General features: G+C 39.7%; 22 protein-coding genes and 1 pseudogene. 20 read left to right on the top strand and 3 right to left on the bottom strand.

All coding sequences use genetic code 11. The features are described 5' to 3' along the window. Nucleotides 1-75 precede the first annotated feature (75 nt). A complete protein-coding gene (locus M1F26_RS19900) occupies nucleotides 76-1,104 on the bottom strand; it encodes a transposase (RefSeq protein ID WP_080564174.1) in 1,029 nt (342 codons plus the stop codon). A 547-nt stretch (nucleotides 1,105-1,651) separates the two neighbouring features. Continuing rightward, nucleotides 1,652-2,299 (bottom strand): recombinase family protein, encoded by a 648-nt coding sequence (locus tag M1F26_RS19895; protein ID WP_004993315.1) that lies wholly within the window; start codon nucleotides 2,297-2,299, stop codon nucleotides 1,652-1,654. A gap of 151 nt (nucleotides 2,300-2,450) precedes the next feature. Between M1F26_RS19895 and M1F26_RS19890 the strand changes: the two genes are divergently transcribed. From M1F26_RS19890 to M1F26_RS19880, 3 genes are all read left to right on the top strand, one after another. After that, on the top strand, nucleotides 2,451-2,675 hold the full coding sequence (locus tag M1F26_RS19890) for a hypothetical protein (protein ID WP_015056389.1): 225 nt from the start codon (nucleotides 2,451-2,453) through the stop codon (nucleotides 2,673-2,675). A 183-nt stretch (nucleotides 2,676-2,858) separates the two neighbouring features. After that, nucleotides 2,859-3,155, top strand: coding sequence for a zeta toxin family protein (locus M1F26_RS19885; RefSeq protein ID WP_318837678.1), 297 nt, complete (start codon nucleotides 2,859-2,861; stop codon nucleotides 3,153-3,155). A 53-nt stretch (nucleotides 3,156-3,208) separates the two neighbouring features. Beyond that, nucleotides 3,209-4,341, top strand: a protein-coding gene (locus tag M1F26_RS19880) for an IS3-like element ISAba14 family transposase (RefSeq protein ID WP_223155595.1) whose coding sequence is annotated in 2 segments (ribosomal slippage) — nucleotides 3,209-3,461 and nucleotides 3,461-4,341 — 1,134 coding nt in all. Because the reading frame shifts where the segments join, the coding sequence is not laid out codon by codon here. 316 nt (nucleotides 4,342-4,657) lie between these two features. Here M1F26_RS19880 and M1F26_RS19875 read toward each other — a convergent pair. After that, nucleotides 4,658-5,539, bottom strand: coding sequence for a bacteriophage abortive infection AbiH family protein (locus M1F26_RS19875; protein WP_140172787.1), 882 nt, complete (start codon nucleotides 5,537-5,539; stop codon nucleotides 4,658-4,660). 604 nt (nucleotides 5,540-6,143) lie between these two features. On the opposite strand from M1F26_RS19875, the gene M1F26_RS19870 reads away from it, so the two are divergent. From M1F26_RS19870 to M1F26_RS19790, 17 genes and pseudogenes are all read left to right on the top strand, one after another. Continuing rightward, nucleotides 6,144-7,007 (top strand): ParA family protein, encoded by an 864-nt coding sequence (locus M1F26_RS19870; protein ID WP_071548932.1) that lies wholly within the window; start codon nucleotides 6,144-6,146, stop codon nucleotides 7,005-7,007. 5 nt (nucleotides 7,008-7,012) lie between these two features. Further along, on the top strand, nucleotides 7,013-8,023 hold the full coding sequence (locus tag M1F26_RS19865) for a ParB/RepB/Spo0J family partition protein (RefSeq protein ID WP_140172786.1): 1,011 nt from the start codon (nucleotides 7,013-7,015) through the stop codon (nucleotides 8,021-8,023). Further along, nucleotides 8,020-8,460, top strand: coding sequence for a hypothetical protein (locus M1F26_RS19860; protein WP_140172785.1), 441 nt, complete (start codon nucleotides 8,020-8,022; stop codon nucleotides 8,458-8,460). Before M1F26_RS19865 ends, M1F26_RS19860 begins: the two co-directional genes overlap by 4 nt. Beyond that, on the top strand, nucleotides 8,457-8,786 hold the full coding sequence (locus tag M1F26_RS19855; protein ID WP_071548935.1) for a hypothetical protein: 330 nt from the start codon (nucleotides 8,457-8,459) through the stop codon (nucleotides 8,784-8,786). Before M1F26_RS19860 ends, M1F26_RS19855 begins: the two co-directional genes overlap by 4 nt. A gap of 111 nt (nucleotides 8,787-8,897) precedes the next feature. Continuing rightward, complete coding sequence (gene umuD / locus M1F26_RS19850; protein ID WP_140172784.1) at nucleotides 8,898-9,281, top strand: translesion error-prone DNA polymerase V autoproteolytic subunit; 384 nt, start codon at nucleotides 8,898-8,900, stop codon at nucleotides 9,279-9,281. A 5-nt stretch (nucleotides 9,282-9,286) separates the two neighbouring features. Next, a pseudogene (locus tag M1F26_RS19845) lies at nucleotides 9,287-9,511 on the top strand (SOS mutagenesis and repair protein); the annotation flags it as partial. Nucleotides 9,512-10,066: 555 nt separating this feature from the next. Continuing rightward, nucleotides 10,067-11,050: a DGQHR domain-containing protein gene (locus M1F26_RS19840; RefSeq protein ID WP_071979582.1), complete on the top strand. Its 984-nt coding sequence runs from the start codon at nucleotides 10,067-10,069 to the stop codon at nucleotides 11,048-11,050. A gap of 2 nt (nucleotides 11,051-11,052) precedes the next feature. Continuing rightward, nucleotides 11,053-11,937 (top strand): hypothetical protein, encoded by an 885-nt coding sequence (locus M1F26_RS19835; protein ID WP_140172782.1) that lies wholly within the window; start codon nucleotides 11,053-11,055, stop codon nucleotides 11,935-11,937. A gap of 275 nt (nucleotides 11,938-12,212) precedes the next feature. Then, on the top strand, nucleotides 12,213-13,394 hold the full coding sequence (gene umuC / locus M1F26_RS19830) for a translesion error-prone DNA polymerase V subunit UmuC (protein ID WP_140172781.1): 1,182 nt from the start codon (nucleotides 12,213-12,215) through the stop codon (nucleotides 13,392-13,394). Nucleotides 13,395-14,067: 673 nt separating this feature from the next. After that, nucleotides 14,068-14,358 (top strand): hypothetical protein, encoded by a 291-nt coding sequence (locus M1F26_RS19825; RefSeq protein WP_140172779.1) that lies wholly within the window; start codon nucleotides 14,068-14,070, stop codon nucleotides 14,356-14,358. A 64-nt stretch (nucleotides 14,359-14,422) separates the two neighbouring features. Continuing rightward, a complete protein-coding gene (locus M1F26_RS19820) occupies nucleotides 14,423-16,423 on the top strand; it encodes a ParB/RepB/Spo0J family partition protein (protein WP_140172778.1) in 2,001 nt (666 codons plus the stop codon). A gap of 41 nt (nucleotides 16,424-16,464) precedes the next feature. Further along, nucleotides 16,465-17,187, top strand: coding sequence for a plasmid SOS inhibition protein A (locus tag M1F26_RS19815; protein ID WP_140172777.1), 723 nt, complete (start codon nucleotides 16,465-16,467; stop codon nucleotides 17,185-17,187). A 13-nt stretch (nucleotides 17,188-17,200) separates the two neighbouring features. Beyond that, nucleotides 17,201-17,467, top strand: coding sequence for a hypothetical protein (locus tag M1F26_RS19810; protein ID WP_140172776.1), 267 nt, complete (start codon nucleotides 17,201-17,203; stop codon nucleotides 17,465-17,467). Between the two features lie 938 nt (nucleotides 17,468-18,405). Beyond that, nucleotides 18,406-18,657: a hypothetical protein gene (locus tag M1F26_RS19805; protein ID WP_140172775.1), complete on the top strand. Its 252-nt coding sequence runs from the start codon at nucleotides 18,406-18,408 to the stop codon at nucleotides 18,655-18,657. 96 nt (nucleotides 18,658-18,753) lie between these two features. After that, the gene (locus M1F26_RS19800; RefSeq protein ID WP_140172774.1) at nucleotides 18,754-19,092 is read left to right on the top strand and encodes a hypothetical protein; all 339 of its coding nucleotides are present in this window, start codon (nucleotides 18,754-18,756) and stop codon (nucleotides 19,090-19,092) included. Nucleotides 19,093-19,182: 90 nt separating this feature from the next. Continuing rightward, entirely contained in the window at nucleotides 19,183-19,425 is a 243-nt protein-coding gene (locus M1F26_RS19795; RefSeq protein ID WP_140172773.1) for a hypothetical protein, read from the top strand. Between the two features lie 44 nt (nucleotides 19,426-19,469). Beyond that, on the top strand, nucleotides 19,470-20,276 hold the full coding sequence (locus tag M1F26_RS19790) for an N-6 DNA methylase (protein WP_257468653.1): 807 nt from the start codon (nucleotides 19,470-19,472) through the stop codon (nucleotides 20,274-20,276). Nucleotides 20,277-20,403 lie beyond the last annotated feature (127 nt).

The raw sequence follows: 20,403 nt of genomic DNA, 5'->3' as shown, positions 1-20,403 counted from the left end.
AACTGTTTATTAGCTTAACTTGTGATTTAAGTTTTTATGAATATAAAATTGTTAATTTATAGGACTTACGCACTATTATTTATAGATTCTCTGTGGTAGCAGATGATTTTTATCGAGAATAAAGTCATCAATGAAGTTTTTGATAACTGGTCTAAATAATTTCTTCTGCCAACGATATACATTTTCAAAGATCCGCTCAAACTGGTTCTTTTGTATCTCGACGTAGGCCATCAAGGCTGAAAAAATATGATTCAAAATCAGTTTAGATCGTCTTACTTGAAACTTTTCAATATGACAAACCTGTTTAATCACCCGGTGATATTGCTCTATTTTCCAATGACTTGAATGTAATTCATGAAAACCCTCAAAGGACAATAAATCATCTTCATCTTGATGCACAATATAAAACCTCTGCTGTTCTTTTAACTGAGTCTTAAATAATTGTACAAAGCCAAAATCTTTGAGCCAGACCACTTGACCCTGATGGAAATTTGGCAATAAACGCAGTTGAAACCATTGTCCTTTTTCTGGGGAAACCTTACGGTTACAGTCGATACCAAACATAAATCGAATACCATGTTTTCTTATGGTTTTTAGATTTCCAGTCGATGAATACCAACTATCACCTGTAATAAATTGAATCTTTGCACCCCAACTGAGTACTTCACTTAACATATCCATAAAGTAATCATTCTTGGCTTTACCTTCAGATTTGTCATAAATTCGGAAATTAATTGGAATATTTTGACCATTTTGATCTGTCGCATACAAGGTAATGAGATTAATACCCTTGACGGATCGGTGGTGTTTGCCTGACCAAAAATAGCTAACTAAGTCCATATGCTGACTATATGGTTTATCTAAAACAGTATCATCAATACTGACTATAAGTTTATTATTATCAATATGTTGAATTGCTTCTTGATATAGGTCGTGAGGTGTGTAGTCTTCACGTTCTAGAAAGCGATTTACACTATCATGCGAGATGTTATAAGTCTCGGCAAGTTGTGTGCAGCTAATAGAGTTCGGTTCTGTCATGAGAAAGCCCATATAAATGGGTAATGTACAAGTTGCTGTAGAAGCATGTTTAATTCGTCTGATCACAGATACTTTATAAAGTATTTTAATACTTTTTTGAATCCGTCAATGCGTAAGTCCTAATTTATTAGCTTTACAAGTTTATTTAAATTTCATCGTGCAACATTTTTAACCGATTTTATTATCGATGGTATTTTTTTGTCTGCTTTTCTTTTCCTAGTCTTTTATCTATCTGTCAGCCATATAGTATTTTATTAAATTCTTATGGGAAATGACGAATGTTAAATTATCTTAAGAGCTTTAATAATATCAATACTTATTTGATTTTATCGATAATTCTGCTGTTAATCATAATATCTCTAGATTATTTCTAAACTGAATGAATGTTTATAATGAGTGATTCATATTGCTATTGAAATCGCCTTCTCACTTTGAAAGAAGGCGAGGATGAGGGACTTTTATGTTGAATTATCATTTTAAAAATGCCTTATAAAAGAAGCTTAATGTGTTTTCTTATATAGGTTTAAACATAATTGTTGTATATCTTAAATCCAATTGATCTTAAAATTTTCCTTTATTTTTTGTTATGAGTGCGAGAAAATTGTCAAAAAGGTCAATCAGACTGGGCGTTAATTTGTTTTGCATACTTTTTCCTATATCGAATTAAAGTCATATAACTAACACCATAATCTTTAGCTATTTGAGTGAAAGGGTATGAATCGTCCTTATTTTTAAGGGTATGAATTAACTCTTTTAGTTTTTCTTCTGTAATCGCAGGCGATCTTCCCTTGTATTTACCTTTCTTTTTTTTAGCTAATTTAATTCCCTCTGCTTGATTCTCACTAATAATACCCCTTTCAAGTTCAGCTACAGCGCCTAATACATGGAGTTGAAACTTATCGAACTTGTCATCTGAATTGGGGGTAAAGTTCAGGTTATTTTTGACAATATGAACAGACACTCCTTTTTTATTTAGCTTTTGAACAATGGTTACAAGGTCAATCAAGCTACGTGCCAATCTAAAAACATCATGAGCGTACACAATGTCCCCACTACGGACATAATCGAACATTTCCTGAAGTGCAGGGCGTTTGGCAGTCTTTCCGCTAAAATGATCAATAAAAGTTTTATCTAGCTCAAAGGGTAGATCATGGAGCTGTCTTTCAGGGTTTTGGTCTTTAGTGGATACACGGATATACCCCACTCTTTGAAAGGGTGTGTTTTTAATTTGATCTTCAATATCTAAATTTTCTTTTTCCATAACCAGTATAACAAAATTAGATAACCTCAATGTTATATCACATTAGATTAACAAAACAACCCTATTGTTATAGGGTTTTTAGGGTGTATTATTATATAACAATAGGGTATACCCTATTGTTATATATCTTCAGGTATAAGGAAAAATAACGATGATTAATTTTAATGATCTAAGCGAATCTGAATTATTAAGGATTGCACAGACTGGCATATCAAACCGTATAGGATTGCGTACTTCAGGACATTTGCCTGAAGATGATAGACAGGCTCTTTCAATGGAGCTTCAGGGCTTGTACGAGCAAGATAGAGAACAGTTGATACAATCAATCAAGAAACATAGTGAAGCCTATAAAAGCGAGCAGAGTAATCAGGAATGAAAATTTTTTGCTGAAGCTAATTATAAGTCTAGTCGTGATTTATGGTTGCTTGGGCGTAGTGTTTGTTTCAGAGAACTTATCAGATAACACTGTAGGCATTATTGGATTTTGTGGACTGATATTACTACCTACAGTTTATAAGTTTGTTGGAACATTCTTTAAGGCACAATGAAAGGGTGATCAATGGACAACCAATACAAACTAAGTGACGAAGAACATAGCCTTGTATTTGAGAAAATTAAAGCTGATTTTCTGAATAACTCACTGTCTATAGTCAGCCCTAAAGTCGTCATTACTGGCGGTCAGCCTGCATCGGGTAAAGGCAAGTTGGCAAGAGATTCTATAGATCAGTTCAAAGATAAAGGCGGGAGTGTAATTATTGACCCCGATCAATTAAGAGCCTATCACCCCAAGTATAATGAACTGCAAAAATTGGATGATAAAAAGAGATGGATCCGTAAATTTGAACAACTCCTATAAGTGATATTCTGCTCCTCAAATGATGTTATAAACATCAATATATGGAGTATTTTATGGCACGTAGACCAAGAAGAAATCATTCAAATGATTTTAAAGCTAAGGTAGCACTTGCTGCGATTAAAGCAGAAAAAACACTTGCTGAATTGAGTGCTGAGTTTGATGTTCATCAAAACCAAATTATTGACTGGAAAAATCAATTGATCTCAGCTTCCTCGCAAGCTTTCGATCAATCAAAAGCTCCAACAGAACCACCCATCGATCTAAAAAAACTACATGCAAAAATCGGTGAGCAGGCATTAGAAATTGATTTTTTAGAAGGTGTGTTGAAGAAACTGGGCCGCTTCAACCACAAAAGTTAATCGACGACTCACTTCAGATTTCAGTATCTAAGCAAGCTAAGCTGCTGAAAGTCTCCCGTGGTTGTTATTACTATCGCCCAAAACCTGTGAGTGCATCAGATCTGAAGCTGATGCGATGTATTGATGAATTACATATGCAATATCCTTTTGCAGGCAGTCGTATGATGCGTGATTTGTTGAATCGTCAAGGACATCATATAGGACGACGTCATACACGTACTTTAATGAAGAAAATGGGTATTCAGGCGTTATATTGCAAACCAAATTTAAGCCAGGCTAATCAAGCTCACCGTAAATATCCATATCTGCTCAAAGGATTGGCTATTCAGCGCAGTAATCAAGTGTGGTCTACGGATATAACGTATATCCCTATGGCAAAAGGCTTTGTTTATTTATGTGCTGTGATTGATTGGCATAGCCGCAAGGTACTTGCGCATAGAGTATCGATTAGTATGGAGGTGGATTTTTGTATTTCGGCTTTAAATGAAGCGATTGAAAAATATGGTCGACCTGAAATATTTAATACAGACCAAGGCAGCCAGTTTACCAGTGATGCATTTATTGATGTATTGAAATCAAATGGCATTCAAATCAGTATGGATGGTAAAGGTCGATGGGTAGATAATGTGATGGTTGAACGATTATGGCGGAGCGTTAAATATGAAGAGGTGTATCTCAAAGCTTATAGCAGTGTCACAGATGCGAAAAAGCAATTAAGTGCATATTTTGAGTTTTATAATTTGAAACGACCTCATTCGAGTCTAGACAAAATGACACCAAATGAGTTTTACTATGATCAGCTACCCCAACAAAACAAGGTGGCTTAACTAGAGCGGAATATCACTTATAAATACGCTTTTAGTTGTTCAAACAAGTGGGACCACCTCTTACTATAAAAATCAATGCCTTACCATGATTTCCATCACACTTCCCTAGAGATTCCCATACTTATCTGAACAATAATAACTATCTACTCACTAAGAGTATTGAACTACGATGCGTTACGATCTCATAGTAAGCATGAACGTTCATCCAACCCTTACTTCGGTCTAGTTCTCTGATCAGCATTTATAAGATGAGCTTCCGCTTCTCGCTCATAGCGGACTCAATAGCCAGTTTTGGGTAGAATGATATGTGTTTCACTCAGATGTCTTCATACTGCACGTAAGAAATATTTGAGTCTCTGACATCATAATCTTCTAAGCTGCCTGACTTTTCCTCACCTCTATATAAAGCAACTATCCATCGAGCGTTTTCTTGGATGCATTTATTTATTTCAGCGAAGTATTTACCGTCAACTTCGGCAAGCGAATGGCCTAAGACAATGACCTCATCCACATTTTTAAGCGACGAGAAAAAAACACTCTCTTCTTTAATTATGTCTTCAATTATGTCTTCGCTGGGCTTGAATGTATTTCCGAAGTATTCGTCTATGCTGTCGTACGCCTCTGCTATTCTTGTATCTTGATCCGGTCCTATATATGGATTTAGTGACTTTTCCTCCCTAAAACTGTGACCTAGTATGAGATCGTCATCGTAACTACAATTGCCGTGAATATGTATAATTTGCTCGTCTGGAACGGCATAGATTTGCTGCAAGGTATTTGTATAATTAAATGAAAAATAGAGACTTTCTCTTGGTATGGGGGGGATGTATTGCTCAGAATTGTAAGCATCGGCTATGTTAATCCCTTTAACCCAATCAGCGAATTGCTTCTTCAAGCGAGCTGACAGCATCCGTGTGATTTTATCTACTTCATATTGGTAATCGTGATGGTAGGCATCGCTCCAATCATCGGTATTGTACGAAGCCAAAAACATCTCACTGTTTTGAAGGATAAGCTCATAATCAATTTCACCTAAAGCACTTTCTAACTCGTTCCACTCGTCTCCAGCTGGTATGTATTCTTCTATCGAATCATATAGTTCTTGGTCATTTTTTGCCACATACGACTTAAAGTGCTTGTATCCTGTTGGTAAGCCATGTCGAATGTCAAATCCGTTTCCTATTATGTAAAGCCTCATCGTTTTTCCCATAGTCGAATTGTAAAAAGATATTAATCTGACCTGCTCCCAGTTGACTCCCCCCTTTAAGTAATGCCTTCATCAGATGTAAAACAATCTGCAAATTTCCACAGTTCGCTCAAAGCCAACTGTCAGAATTGATTTTTTTCTGCGAGATAAGTTTGTTTAATAATATCAAATGACGTCAAACTTTATTCATTCTCCCATTCAAGATTCTTCCATTATGACTTAAATAATAATGTATCGTTAAAGGGGTAAATGTAATTCAAATGATATGTAAATTGTAAACTAGGATATACTTATCATTTAGTTATACTTAAATGGTATGTTGAAGGTTCTTAATGTAAGCATAAGATAATTTTTTAGAAAATTTCGCTTGCGAAATTCATTGCATATCAATATTGATATGCAATGAATTTATGATATAATCCCCTCAAGATATGAATTTAGATTCATAGCTTTCAAAGATACATGAAGTTGTGTCTTTTTAGGCGAAACGCCTGACTCATAGGAGTGGATATGAAAATTGATATTAATATAAGTATATTCTTGTCACACCACACCTTTCTCAACATTTCGCATGCGAAATACTAAGGATTCTAATATGGAACTCAAAACAGGAAAAAAACTTGGCAAGCTAATAGTAGTGTGCAGCCAGAAAGGTGGTGTAGTTAAGTCTCAATCTACTAATGAAATATCTTTCAACTTGCAAAAAATGGGGTATTCAGTTCTAGAAATTGATGCGGATTGGACTACAGGGTTAACAGAACGTACCTTTCCGAATGAACTTCCATTGGAAATTGAAAAAGAACCATTAAAGCATGAGTTCACCCCTGGTGAGGCTAATACCTATCAATTGTTTTTTTCTAATACTGACATTAAACCGATAACTCTAGATGATGGACGTGACTTCATAGGCACAACGAGTGAACTTAATGAGGTTAACTATAGACACTCTGATTGTATGTTTGATTTCCGAGATCGTATATTAGAATTGAAGGAAAAATATGATTTTATTTTTATAGACTCAGCCCCTTCATATTCTAATGTAATGGTAGCAAGTCATATGGCTGCTGATTATTTATTAATTCCAACCTTACTAGAAAAACAATCAAGGAATGCTGTAGCTAAACAATTAACTTACATGCAAAAAATAAAGAAAAACTATAATCCATCGTTACAATTTTTGGGAACCTATGTGACTCAAGCTACAGTTGCGAACTATTCAAAACCACTTTTTGATGGTTATTTGGGGGCTGTGGATACTCATAACCTTAATATGCTAGTCGAAATACTTGAAGATAAAGGTTATACCCAAGATTATATCTTAGCTTATATTTCGTTTGCTCAAGCAACAGCAAAAGAAGCTATAGAATTAGGTATGACATTTAAAGAATATGAGCCTAAATCTAAACCAGCAATTCAATATGAAGAATTAGCAAAACGAATTGTGAAACAGGTAGGATAAATTAAATGGCTAAAAAACAATTTTTGAGTCGACTACGTGATCAAAATCGTAAATCGGCAACCGAAGCAATTAACAAAGTTATTGAAACTAAGTCACCTAATGAGGAAATCAGAGATATTGCTGCTCACCAAATTATGACTGATATTGCCCGCCCTGAATTAGAAACGGAAGGGCAAATAATTAGAGTTTCAATAGATGAAGTTTATGCAGAGAGTCAAGTTCGTCCAGAGGAAGATTTTGATGACTCCATAATAGAGGGAATGGCTGATACATTTAACACTGTAGGGATATTAACACCACCGCGTTGTTATCCAAAAGATAGGACTGGTTATAGGATTTGGATGGGTGAAACTCGTTGGCGAACAGCAAAAAAAAGAGGAGATACCTTTATTGATATTTATGTCGGTTCTCCACCCAAAAACGATAAATTTCGAATTATTGGTCAGTTGATAGAAAACCTACAACAATCCGGCCTTAAACCTTTAGCAACAGCAGTAGCATTTAATGAGCTTAAAACAGTTCATGGAATGACTGGAGAAGAAATAGCAAAAACTGTAGGTAAACCTACATCATTTGTGAGTAAACATTTAAAATTAATAAGTGCTCCTGAAAGTGTTACCACATTACTAAAAGATAAAGTAACTTTAGATGTAGACTTAGCATATACACTTACTCAGATAAATGAAATTAACCCCAAAATTGCTGAAAAACTTGTTGAAAAAGCAAGAAAAAATGGTGTTTCTCGTAATGAAGCAAAAGATGAATTAAGTAAAATAAAAAATAGAGATAAAGAAAAAATTTCGCATGCGAAATCAAAACAAGTTTCTCATTCAAAATCTCAAGTTAATACAAATGATGTGTGGCATGTTCAGGTGGAGTTTGATAACAAGATAGGTATTATTCTCACGGATAAAAAGCCTGAAAGTGACGGGGTTGTATGGGTAAAGCTTGAAAATAGCATCAACTCTGTCAATGTTGATAAATTAATAGTAAAAGGGTTAGTACAGATCAAATGATAGGTACGCCATTTTCAACTATGGCCACAGAGTTTCGTGGCCAGATTATTAAAACATGGTTATTGCAAATATCTGGTACAGCAACAGAAAAATCAAAAATATTATGTCAAACAGCTATTGAACTCGGTCTTACTGAAAGGTCTAAATCAATTCCAGGTTCTGCATTAATCCAATGGACAAAAACAACACCGACAAACACGCCACTTTGGGCTGCACAAAGCGCTCTTCTATTATTATTTGCTAATGAATGGAAACCAAGCACACATGTAGAATGGTGCGGAATGGCATCTCTATTACAACGGTTATATAAGAAAAATAGTATAGCTGAGATGTTAAGTTATCTACCTAAACATATAAATAAAGATATTGCAGCAGGCTGGATTACTGCAGCCATAGAGGAAGATGCAAATTTTAGAAGGCATAAAAAAAGAAAATGACTTTTTCGGGACTAGAAAAAATAATTACATCTTCAGGACGTCGTTCAATATCATCATCCTTGCTAGCATATTTACTTGATGCTTTTGATAACGGATTCGATGGTATTGATCTTGATTTGTTCCAATCAAATACTGGTTATGTAAGGACAAATATAACTCAAGTTGCAAACTATCTAAAAGATAAAGGAATCATTTTAATATACTACTATAGAGATCAAGGTGACAAAAATAACCGAGATTATATTGAGGAGAACATTTTTGGACGGTGGGGTAAGCAGCATTATAAATTAACATCTGATGTATTACGTTTGTATAGAAGGAATTAGAAAACCATTTCGCATGCGAAATAGTAGATGTGAATTATAAATTCACATGTTTGTTTTTTAAAATGGAGTAAAGTATACTTATACTGTGTATTTATACAGTATTGGTGCCCTATGCAAATTCCTATTTTCGAGAGTCTAGTTGCCTGTGGTTTTCCCAGTCCCGCTCAAGACTACGTCGAACGTCGTTTATCGCTCGATGCTGAACTTATTCGCTATCCTGAAAGCACCTATTTTCTTCGTGCTTCAGGGGATTCGATGAAGGATGCGGGGATTTTTGACGGTGACTTATTAGTCGTTGAAAGTCACCTTACTGCCAGTCATGGGGAAATTGTAGTCGCCGAATACAATGGTGAATTCACCTGTAAGTACCTGCAAATCACACCGACTAAAGCGCTTATTCCCGCTAACAGCCAATTTCCCTCTATCCCCATCAATGACGATACGGACGTGCAAATTTTCGGTGTCGTTCGTTATGCCGTGCATACCTGTCGGTGAAAGATATGTTTGCGCTCATCGATGTTAATTCCATGTACACCGCCTGTGAATCTGTCTTTAGGCCTGATTTAAAAGGAAAGCCAATTATTTGCCTTTCGAATAACGATGGGTGCGTCATTGCGCGTTCAGCTGAAGCGAAACCTTATATCCGCATGGGAGCGCCTTATTTTGAAATCAAACAGATAATCAAACAAAAGCAAGTAGTTGTATTTTCTTCAAATTATCCACTTACAGTTGGGAAATACTTTAGACATCACATGTTGTAATGTTTCAGGTTGTATAAATTAGACGTCGAGATGAGGGGCGGTTACAATTTTTACTATTGGTTAAGAAATATCTTGAAAAAGTAGATGTATGAACGCGTAACCCCCTGGGGGAAGGCTTAGCAGTGTGAATAACGGATGATTTAGGTGTTAATGTGATTGAACAAAATAGGTCGTTTCCAGATGACTTCGGCTTTGACTATTGTCTTATGTGGATTAGTACGGAGAAATATCCCTCATTTATAAGTAGGCCACACCCTGACAGTGGCGAGGTCATCCTAGTCTGGACTCAACCTGTCAAATTCAAATCACGATGCAATTAGGTCCGACAGGTTGCTCTAACTCACCTCTGCCCCTAAGTGTGTTGTGAGCGTTTAAATACATTTCACCAAAGCACCATTTGACTTACTTTTTGTAATACCAGTAATTTGTCTACACAAACGGGTGACTTAACTTTCAGAATTTAAGACACAAGATGTTGTTCTTGGTATCATAAAAAAAATAAGAAAAAGGACTAAATTGATGACTCAAATTAATAAAATGGCATTCAGCATAGGTAATGATGATATTGATTTATACCTTACGGCAATGAAGGCTAGTGAAATTTTGCAAGTTGCCACAGTTTCTCGAGTAGATGAGGATGCACAAAAGGGGTATCAGCGTCATTTGTCAGAACCACGAGCTAAGCTGATCGCGGAATATTTAGATTCAGGGAATCTAATCCCAGGGGCCGTAATTCTGAGTGCTCAAGAAAACTCAGTTATATCATTCAGTAATTCTGAATTATCGATGGAACTGATTCCTAACTCTTTATTCGTTATTGATGGTCAGCATCGATTATATGGCGCTCATTTGGCAGAGCAAGATATTGAACTACCCGTGTGTATTTTTAAAGGTTTAGAACACACTAACGAAGTTCAATACTTTATAGATATAAACTCTAACCAGAAAGGCGTGCCTAAAACACTTCGTCTTGAGTTGTTAAAGTTTTTGGCTGAAGAGGACTCGCTCGATGCTGTTAGAGCCCGATTATTCGATGAGCTTGGAAATGAGCCTGATTCTCCCCTTTACGGAAAACTCAGTGCAACCTCTAGTTCTAGAGGTAAAATCTCGCATGTTCCATTTCAAGCAGCCTTAGACCCTATATTGAAAGTTCATCCATTATCTAGCTTGGCTTACGATGATAAAAAACGTCTATTATCAAACTATACCTCCGCTGTACAAGGTGTTCTTGAAAGCACATTAGGGAGCAGCGAAAAGCTAACTACAGCAGCATATTTTGAAGCTGTATTTAGCATCTTTGGACAAGTTTGCGGCCTTTCAATGATGTATTCAAAAAGCTACTCTGCCTCCGCACTAAAGGAAGTCTTAGAAGGTTTAAAACCATTCAACTTTGCTATTCATACAGGCACAAACCGTGATGCTATCAAGAAAATGAGTGATGAAATGCAAGAGCTAATTGAAATTCATAGCCACAAACTTGGCTCGGTTCAAGATTTGTTTTAATCATGATCAGTTCTGAAATATCAAAGGAAGTATTAGGCAGGCTTACTTCACTGGGATTCCAAAGAAGTGATAAGCCATCAAGTTATTCGATGGCTAATAGCTTCAAAAAAGCCCTAGTTAGCTCTATTGTCGATATAGATGTTCAAGTGATCAACTCAAGCCGCCTTGAGGTTACCATGCCGAAGAGTGACTATCTAAATGCAATTCTAACGGACTTTCACTTTGGAAAAGTTCGTGTAGAAAACCAAATTAAACACTTAACTGAACAGGTTAATGGTGATCTACAAGCTGCATGGTGTGTTGTTACAACTTATTATGCTTGCTACTTCATGTGCAATGAGATTTCAAGGATTGCAGGAAAATTCATAACCAACCTGACAGAAGAAGATCAAACCCGATTATTAAGTGCAGCTCAAGCAGGTACATCATCGATGTTTAACATTGATGGCCCAAGTAGCTTTGCTGTAATGGCTTCTCAAGGTAATAATTTTAATGAAATTAAACTAGATATCATTAAAACGGGAGCTAGACCTCATCAAGTCGCTTGGACAAATGTAAGTAGCCTAATCAATCCTATAAAAGTATCGGATAAACACAATACAGCATGTCAACTGCTAAAGGATATTGTATCTTCATCTAATGACAGGTGGGCTTTACCTAGCGCAATTAGAAATGAGTGGAACTACAGTGCACCTAGTCTTTATGGAGATTCTGGTACTGATATTGGAAAGAATTTTTTATCCCTTATGAAGCAAGGGTCTTCAGTTAAGTGGGCTTCAAAAATAGGTATTCAACCCCATGAAAATAACCGTGTTGCTGCGTTAGCATATGTATATGATTGCTTAAGTGGTGCGTATCAGTTGATCGATGGGCGCTTAAACAGTTGAAGCAAACCAATATTGGCCATTGAGCGGTTCAGTAGTTTTGAATACCCTATCAGTGAGCACCATCATCAAAGCGAGTGAAATTTCCATACTTTATCTAATTCATGTTTTTCTAAATTAGCTAAAATGCAACTCAGAAATGTCCAGAAGTGAGTTGTGTGGTGTCGAGTGGAGATTGTACGATTAAGCCCCTAAGTAATTAGTCCGTCAGTCTCCCTCGGTAATCAAATTAGTACATCTTAGCGATCAAATTGGTAAAAAATTAGACATGTAGATGAATGCCCACCTTAAAAAATAGACAGCGGGTTGGGCAGGGGGATTTTTCTGGTGTTAGACGCCAGCAACCCATGCGGCAGAATGGTTGCTCACTTACTCGCCTATTTTTAGCGGGAATTCTTAGCCAACTGTACCCGCTTTATGCCGATTTTAGTAACCGGTTTATGGCGGTAGTCGCTCAAATTGTGCCTCAAATTGAGGTTTACAGTATTGACGAATGTTTTTGTAACCTGACAGGCATGGATACGTTGTATTCCTGGCATGAGCTTGGCCATAAATTAAAAGAGGATGTATTCCGGTGTGCTCACTTGCCTGTAGGAGTGGGGATTTCCAGTACCAAAACGCTAGCTAAACTCGCAAATCACGCCGCCAAAACATGGAAAAAAACAGGTGGAGTTGTCGATTTAAGTGCGCCCAGTCGTCAGAAAAAACTCATGGCACTCGTGCCAGTAGGGGATGTTTGGGGAATTGGCCGTAAACTGGCAAAACGCTTAAATCAAAGTGGGATAGAAACTGCCTTGGATTTAAGTCGGCTGCCAACGTCCCAGGCGCGTAGACTGTATTCCGTCGTTTTAGAGCGAACGGTACGAGAGTTGAACGGGGAGTCCTGTCTTCAGCTGGAAGAAATCGCACCCGCCAAGCAACAAATTATTTGCTCTCGTTCGTTTGGCCATAAAGTCATGGACTACGAGTTAGTTCGCCAATCAGTGTGCGCATTTGCCGAACGTGCAGCAGAAAAACTACGTGAAGAAAAACAGTATTGTCGGTTAGTCACATTGTGGGTACAGAGTAGCCACTTTTCCCATCATGACCCGTACTATTATCGACAAGAAACCCAAGCCTTGGTTTATCCTACCCAAGATACGCGCGAGATTATTCAGGCGGCTGTCGCTTTGTTTGACCGACTTTGGCTTCCGAATGTGAAATACAGTAAAAGTGGGATATTGCTCAGTGAGTTTACCCCTTCAGGGCAAGTGCAACTGAATTTGTTTGAAAGTGGCCATAGTTTTCGTAAAAGTGGTGAGTTAATGCGGACAATTGACCGGATTAATCGAGGAAAAGGCGCTATCTGGTTTGCAGGCCAGGGAATACAATCGCAATCCGCTTTATGGAAAATGAAGCAGCAATTTCTATCACCCCGCTGGACAACTCAATTGTCGGATATTCCCATCGTAAAATGCTAATCATCAAGTGATGCTTTTTTAAACAGCTCTGATATTCATTCATTAATCAAACCATTATCCTTGTTATTAACAGGGCTATTTCAAGTTATCCACTGATTTTGTGGATACGCCCATTTTGAGTTTTGGGGCAACGGCTTTATTTTGGCGTTGAGCCAGTATTAAGCCGAACGCCGGATTGACCCCATTTACACACAGTTGGCGCAGGTTCCCCGTACACTCTCGTTCTCGCGCCTGTTTGGGGCGCGCTCACTGGCTCGCCAAATGTGGAAAATGGGGACAACCGGCTTGAAAGGTCAACCGCTGCGCCTTTTACCGTTTTCAACGTGGCGCAAAGGGCAGGGGTGCAGCTCCCTGCGGGACCGCCCCTGGTTCACTGCTTAGCTGCGCTAAGCGTTAATGGCGACTTGCCGTTCGCTTCTCTCGCTGCAAGTCGGGTGCTGCCATTTTCATCACCTGTGTGATTAATCTTTCATCGAGCCCCTCCGCTTGGCCTAAAACATAGCCTCATCTCGTCATACAGCAAGCGTAAAGTGCACTCCACCAAAATTCTTGTCGCTGCGCTTTCCAACAATTTTGTCTCCGCCCTTGCTTCCTTCCTCGTCTCGGCTATGTACGGCCTTTGCAGCGGAGGAACTCGACGAAAGAAATCATTAATACAAAGGAGGATTAAAAAATGTCATCACATCAAAACCTTGCAGCTCCAGAATCTAACGAAAGAAGGGTTAAAACCCCACTGACGCATGAGCAGAAAGCGGATTTATTGCATTACATTGCGCCATTAACACGGTTATTGGAGTTATTCGAGGGGGGTATTTCACCGGAGTTATACGACGAAGAAATCACGCTGCACAGTGATGCGTTCGATTCCAACAGTATTTTTATGAAAGACGGCTATCCGATTGGCTTTAGTGACAATTTAAACAACATGTTCTATCTGCGTCCTGAACTGATTCAGGCTTCTTAGGTACTAAGGGAGTTCATGAGCCTCCCTTAGCAAAGACACATTAAAAACAATAGAGGTATCAATTATGTCTACATTAGAAACTATCATTAACCCGAAACAACGTAAAGCGAAAAAAGGCACAAAATCCGCACAAGCCGACGCAATTTATCAGGCGTTGGACAGCATGGAAGCGCATGTATTGCCGTTATCGGTATTGGTACAGAGTGAACTCAATGTCCGTAAACGCCCAGTCGATGAAAAAGCCTTGTCAGAACTGGCAGACAGTATTCAAGCGGTCGGGGTGTTACAAAACTTGGTGGTTTACCCGATGGACAATGACGTCTACGGGGTTGCAGCGGGTCAACGTCGTTTACTGGCGTTACAACAATTGGTGACAAAAGGGCATTTAGCGTCGAGTTTCCCTGTGCCTGTCAAAGTGGTTTCAGAGTCCGATGCGCTGATTATTTCCCTGACGGAGAACAGCCAACGTGAAGCCATGCATCCAGCCGACCAACTTCATGCGTTTATCGAGCTACAAAAAACAGGAAAAAATGCGTCTGAAATCGGTGACTTATTAGGGTTTAGCACTCACCACGTGAAAAAATGTCTGCGTTTAGCAAACATGGCGCCCGAGCTATTAGCCGAATTGGATGCGGACAATATCACCCTAGACCAGCTGCAAGCGTTAGCCGGAACCCCTGACCATGACCGCCAAGTCATGGTGTGGAACAATGCAATAGGTTGGAAAAAAGAGCCACGTTACTTACGAGAAGCGGTCGAAGAAACCAAAACCCCTGTCGAAAATAATCGATTGGTGAAGTTTGTTGGGTTGGATGCCTACGAGCAAGCAGGGGGAACCCTTGAAATTGACCTCTTTACCGAAGCCGGATTTATTGAAAATGCCCCATTATTAGAAAAATTAGCACTCGATAAACTCACTGTCTGTGCGGAACTGTTAGCGGATATTGAGGGTTGGCAGTTCGGTATTGCACGTTTAGAGCGTCCGAGTTTTTACGGTAATGACGGGGAAACCTTGTCTATTAGTCATGCACCCGAGGCGGTCATTTCCCCTGAATTTGCGGATTTACTGGCTGAATTGCGTGCTCGTGAAACAGATTTACGTCAGCAATCATGGGAAACGAATGATGAAAATGAACAAGCTGACCTTTGCCAAGCCGTGGCAGACTGCGAAAAGCAAATCGAAGACATTAAAGATCGTACCAAAAATCAGGCGTGGACAGCCGATGGAAAAGCAACAAAAGGCGTAGTGGTCTACCTTGACCGTGATGGAGAACCCTGTGTCATCCGTGGCGTCATTGACTTAGCACAGCAAGAGTCACAGTGCAGTGAAGTGGAAAGCGAAACTGAAAGTGTGAGTGAGCAATCAACGACTCTAGTTGAGACGGTTTCTACCTACAGCGCAGCGTTGTGCAAAAGTTTGTCCTCAGAGCGCACCTTAGCGGTTCAAGCGGCATTAACACAGCACCCGAACGTGGCACTGGCGATTTTGGTTCATGATGCGTGCATTCAGGTGTTTGGTTCAGGGTATGCCAAAACCGCGTTTAACATTAAGTTTTCATGTACTCAGGAGGAGTTACTCAAAAATGCCCCGACCGCCCAAGACAGCGAAGCATTGCAATTAATCAATACGCAATTTGAGTCATGGTCAGCCCGTTTCCCCGAAGGGTGGCAATCCGATTTTTCATGGTTGTTGTCATGGGAGCAAGCGGATTTAGTCGCATTACTGGCATTTTGTTCCGCGCAAACCCTAAGTGAAGTGAACCATCATGCTCCGCACGATAACACGTTAGCTAAAGCCTTGCGTCCAATTGAACAGGTGATTGCTTTTGATTTTCGCCAGTGGTGGCAGCCAACCAAAGCCAACTTCTTTGGGCGTATAAGTAAAGACCAAATCAGCGATTGTTTAGCCGAGGCTGGCGCATCAGATAAAGCCCTTGAAGCCGTCAAAATGAAAAAAGGGGATGCCGCTGAGTTAGCTGAAAATACCCTTAAAGAGTCGCATTGGTTGCCGAGCTGTTTTCTCGATGCAAACGCTGACTCTCACCACACCGATAACGCGCAATAATCAACATGGAGACACTGCCCGAAAGGGCAGTGTGAATAATCATGACAACTATTCCAAACCATTTAGCCCTTGTGCCTTTTAATGACCGTCAATATGCCGCTGCAAAAGCCATCCTTTTTGTCGAAGATAAAATGCAAAAAGGGCAATACCAAAAACGATTTCCCTATGCGAGCGCGTTAATTCGCATTTTTACGGGGAATAAAGGGTCAATAACCGCAAAAGATTTGCACTATACATTGGTGTTATCTTTCGATGATAAACGTGAAATGCCGTCAAAAAATCGCTATCTTGCCGCCCTTGATACGTTTATTCAGTCTCGTGGTTATATTTGTCCGTTGCCGTTATGTGATCATCATGTGCGAGATTTTTTTCCTGAGCTGGATTACCGCGACCGTGAACGGCAGGGGCGTAAAATTCAGTCTCAAGTCCAAGTTGTGAGCCGTGCCCGACAAAAAGCCCAAATAAAAGCGCAGCAACAGTATCAAAATCGATTAGCTCAAGCTGAAATTGAGTTAGCCTTTATTACCCCCAGTGAGTTTAAATCGTGGTACAACCGGTTTAATCATGATGGGATTGAAGAGTATGATTTGATTGAATTGCTTGTAAACTGGACGACGCGATTTAACAATTTAAACTTGCGAAAATACCTTGATTTTGCCCCGTTGTGGTCGGCGCTCTTGGATTTCAATGACGATATCGATACCCGATCATACGGTGAGCAATTACTGGATAATTATGCCATTCCCAATAAATTAATCGGTTAAAAGGGTGTTGACGATGAATGAATGGAATGTGGTTTTACTCGAAACTGAAGACAGTTTGGTGCTAATGATGCGCGGTGAGCACACAAAAGAAACGGTCGTTAATTCAGCAATTGCCGCGAATGAAATTTCACAGAGTGACCGCGAAACGTGGTTAGCCTGTGAAGATATCAACGTGGGCTATTACAAGGCGGTGCCTAGAGAAGGGTATGCCACCTATTATTATCCTGTCAGTCAGGACGTTAAAGGGGCGTTTTTAGCAACCAGTCTTGTGCTATTTTAAGGTTGAGAGCCAATTAGTGAGTTGATGATGCAATTAAAAAGCAAACAAACACAATGTGTTCATTGTTATTACAATGGCACCTTTTTATCTGCTGCATAATACTTCGGGTCAGGTGGGTGTTAATGATGCCTTTAATGGCGAGATGACGGATAACAGTACACAGTTGGATGGTATGCGATTAACCTCCCTGAAAACTGTCTATTGTGGGGAGTGTCATCGACCTTTATGAACCGTTGAAGAACGAAAGCAATAAAGGGCTGTTCGGGTAAACCCGAACAGCCCTTTATCTCTCAAAAAACGAGGATAACCCGCTAGTCTTTGCGTTTGAGATCCGTGGGGTTTGTTAAAAAAAATGAGATTTTACTGAGGTTGCGATTGCGTATCGTTATTTTTATTTGTAAAAACAATGAGATGAAGATTTTTGACAAAAATTTAAATCAAAATTCATTTATCAAAAAAATACAATAACCCCTTATGGGTTCCTACGGCAGCTCGACTTCTTCGAGCTGTCGCCTACACTTCAACGCCATTCGTAAAACGAATGGGTTTCCGCAGAGCCGCAAGCGTCTCTGTCCTTCGGATAGCAAGCGAAACCTAACTGCACGGCATTTCGTGCTTCGCACGGCCGTTAAAGACGCCACGCGTTGCGTGTCGGCCGATTGCCTCCTCACCCGACGGTTATTTTCTTACTATCAGCCCATTCGCTAGGGCTATTGATTACGCCCTTAAGCTCAAGAACTTGCAAGGGTTCGCTTCGCCGCGTTGCGCCCCTGCAAAACCTTTCCCTTGAGGGCTTCATCGCCCTTGCCGCGACTGAACTGACAGTAAGATGAATTAACACTTTCAAAGAGAACTACGAGGCCATCGGTAAACGTCAACACCGCCACGCCAAAACCTCCAGAAAGATGAGTTAAAAGCCAAAAACAAGGAGTATCAACATGAATTATCAAATTTTTATTGCGGAAACCCATAAGAAAAATGTGACAGGGCAAACGGATGACGTTTATCACTTCAATTCCATTGCTGAATTCTTCACTTTTCTGAAAAAAACGAAATTCGCGGAAAAAATGAACATGAATTACCAATATGCCTTAACCGATGGAACAAAAAACACCGATTTAACTTACCGCGAAATTGAAAGCGCCAACCACCTTAAACCGTTTAAAAAACAGGTTCGCCAATACCGTTAAAGCGACCTATTGAATAGCGCGAAATCGTAACGCGCTATTCAATATCGAGCCAGTTCGATATTGAACCAACCACTAAATCATAAAAGGAGAAACAGTATGTATCACGCATTAGAGCAGTACGAAACAGACAGTTACCAAGAAACCCAAAGCGCGGAAATGATGTATTGGATAGGACGTGAACAAGCGGCTAAAACTGCCCCGACAGAAATCACCTTAATGCAATTTATGGATGCATTATCCGTTATGCCCCCGTTGGATTGGCAAGGCAATAACAATACTGAGTCCTTTAAATTGCAAGAGATGTTTTTGGGGAACGTGACTGACATTTTTGTCAAAGTGGACGGGCGCTATTTCACGTTTAGGGATGTATCAACGTTATCTCACGCGCAAATTATTTCGCGTGTGCGTTGTGCTGGATTACTAGCGCAACAATGAAAAAAGCAGGCTTGCGCCTGCTTAATCCGTGCCTTGAGCGACTTTAGCGTAGGAACTCAAGGTATTCACCCAATCAAAGGAGTAAATCCGATGAATACAAATATCATGGCATACGCTGCCAACCCTGTAAAGCCCCAAATGCCCGTTGCGTCAAAACGTCGGGTCATGCGTCACGATATCGCGATTAGTGATATTGAGCCTACCTATCGGGCAATGGCGCGACATATCGACAAACAGCTTAAACGCAAACAGCCCGTTCGCATCCCTGCAATGAATAACCATTGTTTGGGGCAACTCTTGCGCTGTTTGGAACTGCGTAAATCGTGGATTTAAGTTAACTCACTGCCCCTTTTCAGGGGCAGTTTTGGAGCGTCGATATGTCACAATTGAGTTTTTTTGATGTAGATTTAAGCCAACCTGTAAAAACCCCCAGTCCTATCATTTCAGGCTCACCCAATAAGATAGACACAAAGACAGACAAAACAGTCGAAAAAGCAACCCTAACAACTAGCACCAAGTCAAAGCGAGATTTTCACACCGAGTTTATTCAATTGTTTAATCAAACGGCACGTTATCACAGTCGCTTAGACGTGTTTCGGGATTTTATTCATGTTGCCGCGATTTCATTAGAAAACAGCGTGAAACAGTGTCCTGAGTTGGAGCAAACTTACTTTAACGTGATTGCGCGTTATGAAAGAGCCGATTTAGATGTGTTCGCCAAATTAATGGCAATTTGTGTTAATGCCTTAGACCAGCAAGCCACCGATTTTTTAGGGGCGGTGTTTATGTCCCTTGAGTTAGGCGAAGGGGCATGGGGGCAATTTTTTACCCCATTTCATATCAGCCAGCTAATGGCAAATCTTATCATCGGTGATTGCAGCACTATAATTGAAAAAAATGGCTATATCAGCGTGTCCGAGCCAACGTGCGGGGCGGGCGGAATGGTGATTGCCTGTGCCAATTCTGTGTTACAACAAGGTTACAACCCACAAATGCAAATGATCGCAGTGTGTACCGATATTGATGAGGTTGCCGCCCGAATGTGCTACGTCCAATTGGCATTATTGGGAATCCCTGCCATTGTGAATATTGGTAACAGTTTAACGCTGGACGTTCGTCAAACGCTATATACCCCGATGTTAATGTTAAATTCATTTCGCTTTAAATCCTTTTTAACAGCCTAATTCACGTTATTTCAAGGGGATTTATTCCCCTTTTTTGCGCATCGGCTTAATCCTGGCATCGAGCCAGGCTCAATCCGACAACGTCAACCCCTGCGCCTTTTTACGCTGACGCGTGGCGCAAAGGACA

The sequence above is a fragment of the Providencia sp. PROV048 genome (assembly GCF_033688165.1).
Classification (GTDB): domain Bacteria; phylum Pseudomonadota; class Gammaproteobacteria; order Enterobacterales; family Enterobacteriaceae; genus Providencia; species Providencia hangzhouensis.
This window is presented reverse-complemented; position numbering and strand designations above follow the sequence as displayed.

What these genes read in the sequence shown, in the direction of transcription:
- umuC (WP_140172781.1), top strand. Translation starts at nt 12,213, where the DNA reads ATGCCCACCTTAAAAAATAGACAGCGGGTTGGGCAGGGGGATTTTTCT.
- M1F26_RS19840 (WP_071979582.1), top strand. Translation starts at nt 10,067, where the DNA reads ATGACTCAAATTAATAAAATGGCATTCAGCATAGGTAATGATGATATT.
- M1F26_RS19855 (WP_071548935.1), top strand. Translation starts at nt 8,457, where the DNA reads ATGACTTTTTCGGGACTAGAAAAAATAATTACATCTTCAGGACGTCGT.
- M1F26_RS19860 (WP_140172785.1), top strand. Translation starts at nt 8,020, where the DNA reads ATGATAGGTACGCCATTTTCAACTATGGCCACAGAGTTTCGTGGCCAG.
- M1F26_RS19875 (WP_140172787.1), bottom strand. Translation starts at nt 5,539, where the DNA reads ATGAGGCTTTACATAATAGGAAACGGATTTGACATTCGACATGGCTTA.
- M1F26_RS19815 (WP_140172777.1), top strand. Translation starts at nt 16,465, where the DNA reads ATGACAACTATTCCAAACCATTTAGCCCTTGTGCCTTTTAATGACCGT.
- M1F26_RS19790 (WP_257468653.1), top strand. Translation starts at nt 19,470, where the DNA reads ATGTCACAATTGAGTTTTTTTGATGTAGATTTAAGCCAACCTGTAAAA.
- M1F26_RS19895 (WP_004993315.1), bottom strand. Translation starts at nt 2,299, where the DNA reads ATGGAAAAAGAAAATTTAGATATTGAAGATCAAATTAAAAACACACCC.
- M1F26_RS19820 (WP_140172778.1), top strand. Translation starts at nt 14,423, where the DNA reads ATGTCTACATTAGAAACTATCATTAACCCGAAACAACGTAAAGCGAAA.
- M1F26_RS19800 (WP_140172774.1), top strand. Translation starts at nt 18,754, where the DNA reads ATGTATCACGCATTAGAGCAGTACGAAACAGACAGTTACCAAGAAACC.
- M1F26_RS19805 (WP_140172775.1), top strand. Translation starts at nt 18,406, where the DNA reads ATGAATTATCAAATTTTTATTGCGGAAACCCATAAGAAAAATGTGACA.
- M1F26_RS19870 (WP_071548932.1), top strand. Translation starts at nt 6,144, where the DNA reads ATGGAACTCAAAACAGGAAAAAAACTTGGCAAGCTAATAGTAGTGTGC.
- M1F26_RS19825 (WP_140172779.1), top strand. Translation starts at nt 14,068, where the DNA reads ATGTCATCACATCAAAACCTTGCAGCTCCAGAATCTAACGAAAGAAGG.
- M1F26_RS19795 (WP_140172773.1), top strand. Translation starts at nt 19,183, where the DNA reads ATGAATACAAATATCATGGCATACGCTGCCAACCCTGTAAAGCCCCAA.
- umuD (WP_140172784.1), top strand. Translation starts at nt 8,898, where the DNA reads ATGCAAATTCCTATTTTCGAGAGTCTAGTTGCCTGTGGTTTTCCCAGT.
- M1F26_RS19885 (WP_318837678.1), top strand. Translation starts at nt 2,859, where the DNA reads ATGGACAACCAATACAAACTAAGTGACGAAGAACATAGCCTTGTATTT.
- M1F26_RS19890 (WP_015056389.1), top strand. Translation starts at nt 2,451, where the DNA reads ATGATTAATTTTAATGATCTAAGCGAATCTGAATTATTAAGGATTGCA.
- M1F26_RS19865 (WP_140172786.1), top strand. Translation starts at nt 7,013, where the DNA reads ATGGCTAAAAAACAATTTTTGAGTCGACTACGTGATCAAAATCGTAAA.
- M1F26_RS19810 (WP_140172776.1), top strand. Translation starts at nt 17,201, where the DNA reads ATGAATGAATGGAATGTGGTTTTACTCGAAACTGAAGACAGTTTGGTG.
- M1F26_RS19835 (WP_140172782.1), top strand. Translation starts at nt 11,053, where the DNA reads ATGATCAGTTCTGAAATATCAAAGGAAGTATTAGGCAGGCTTACTTCA.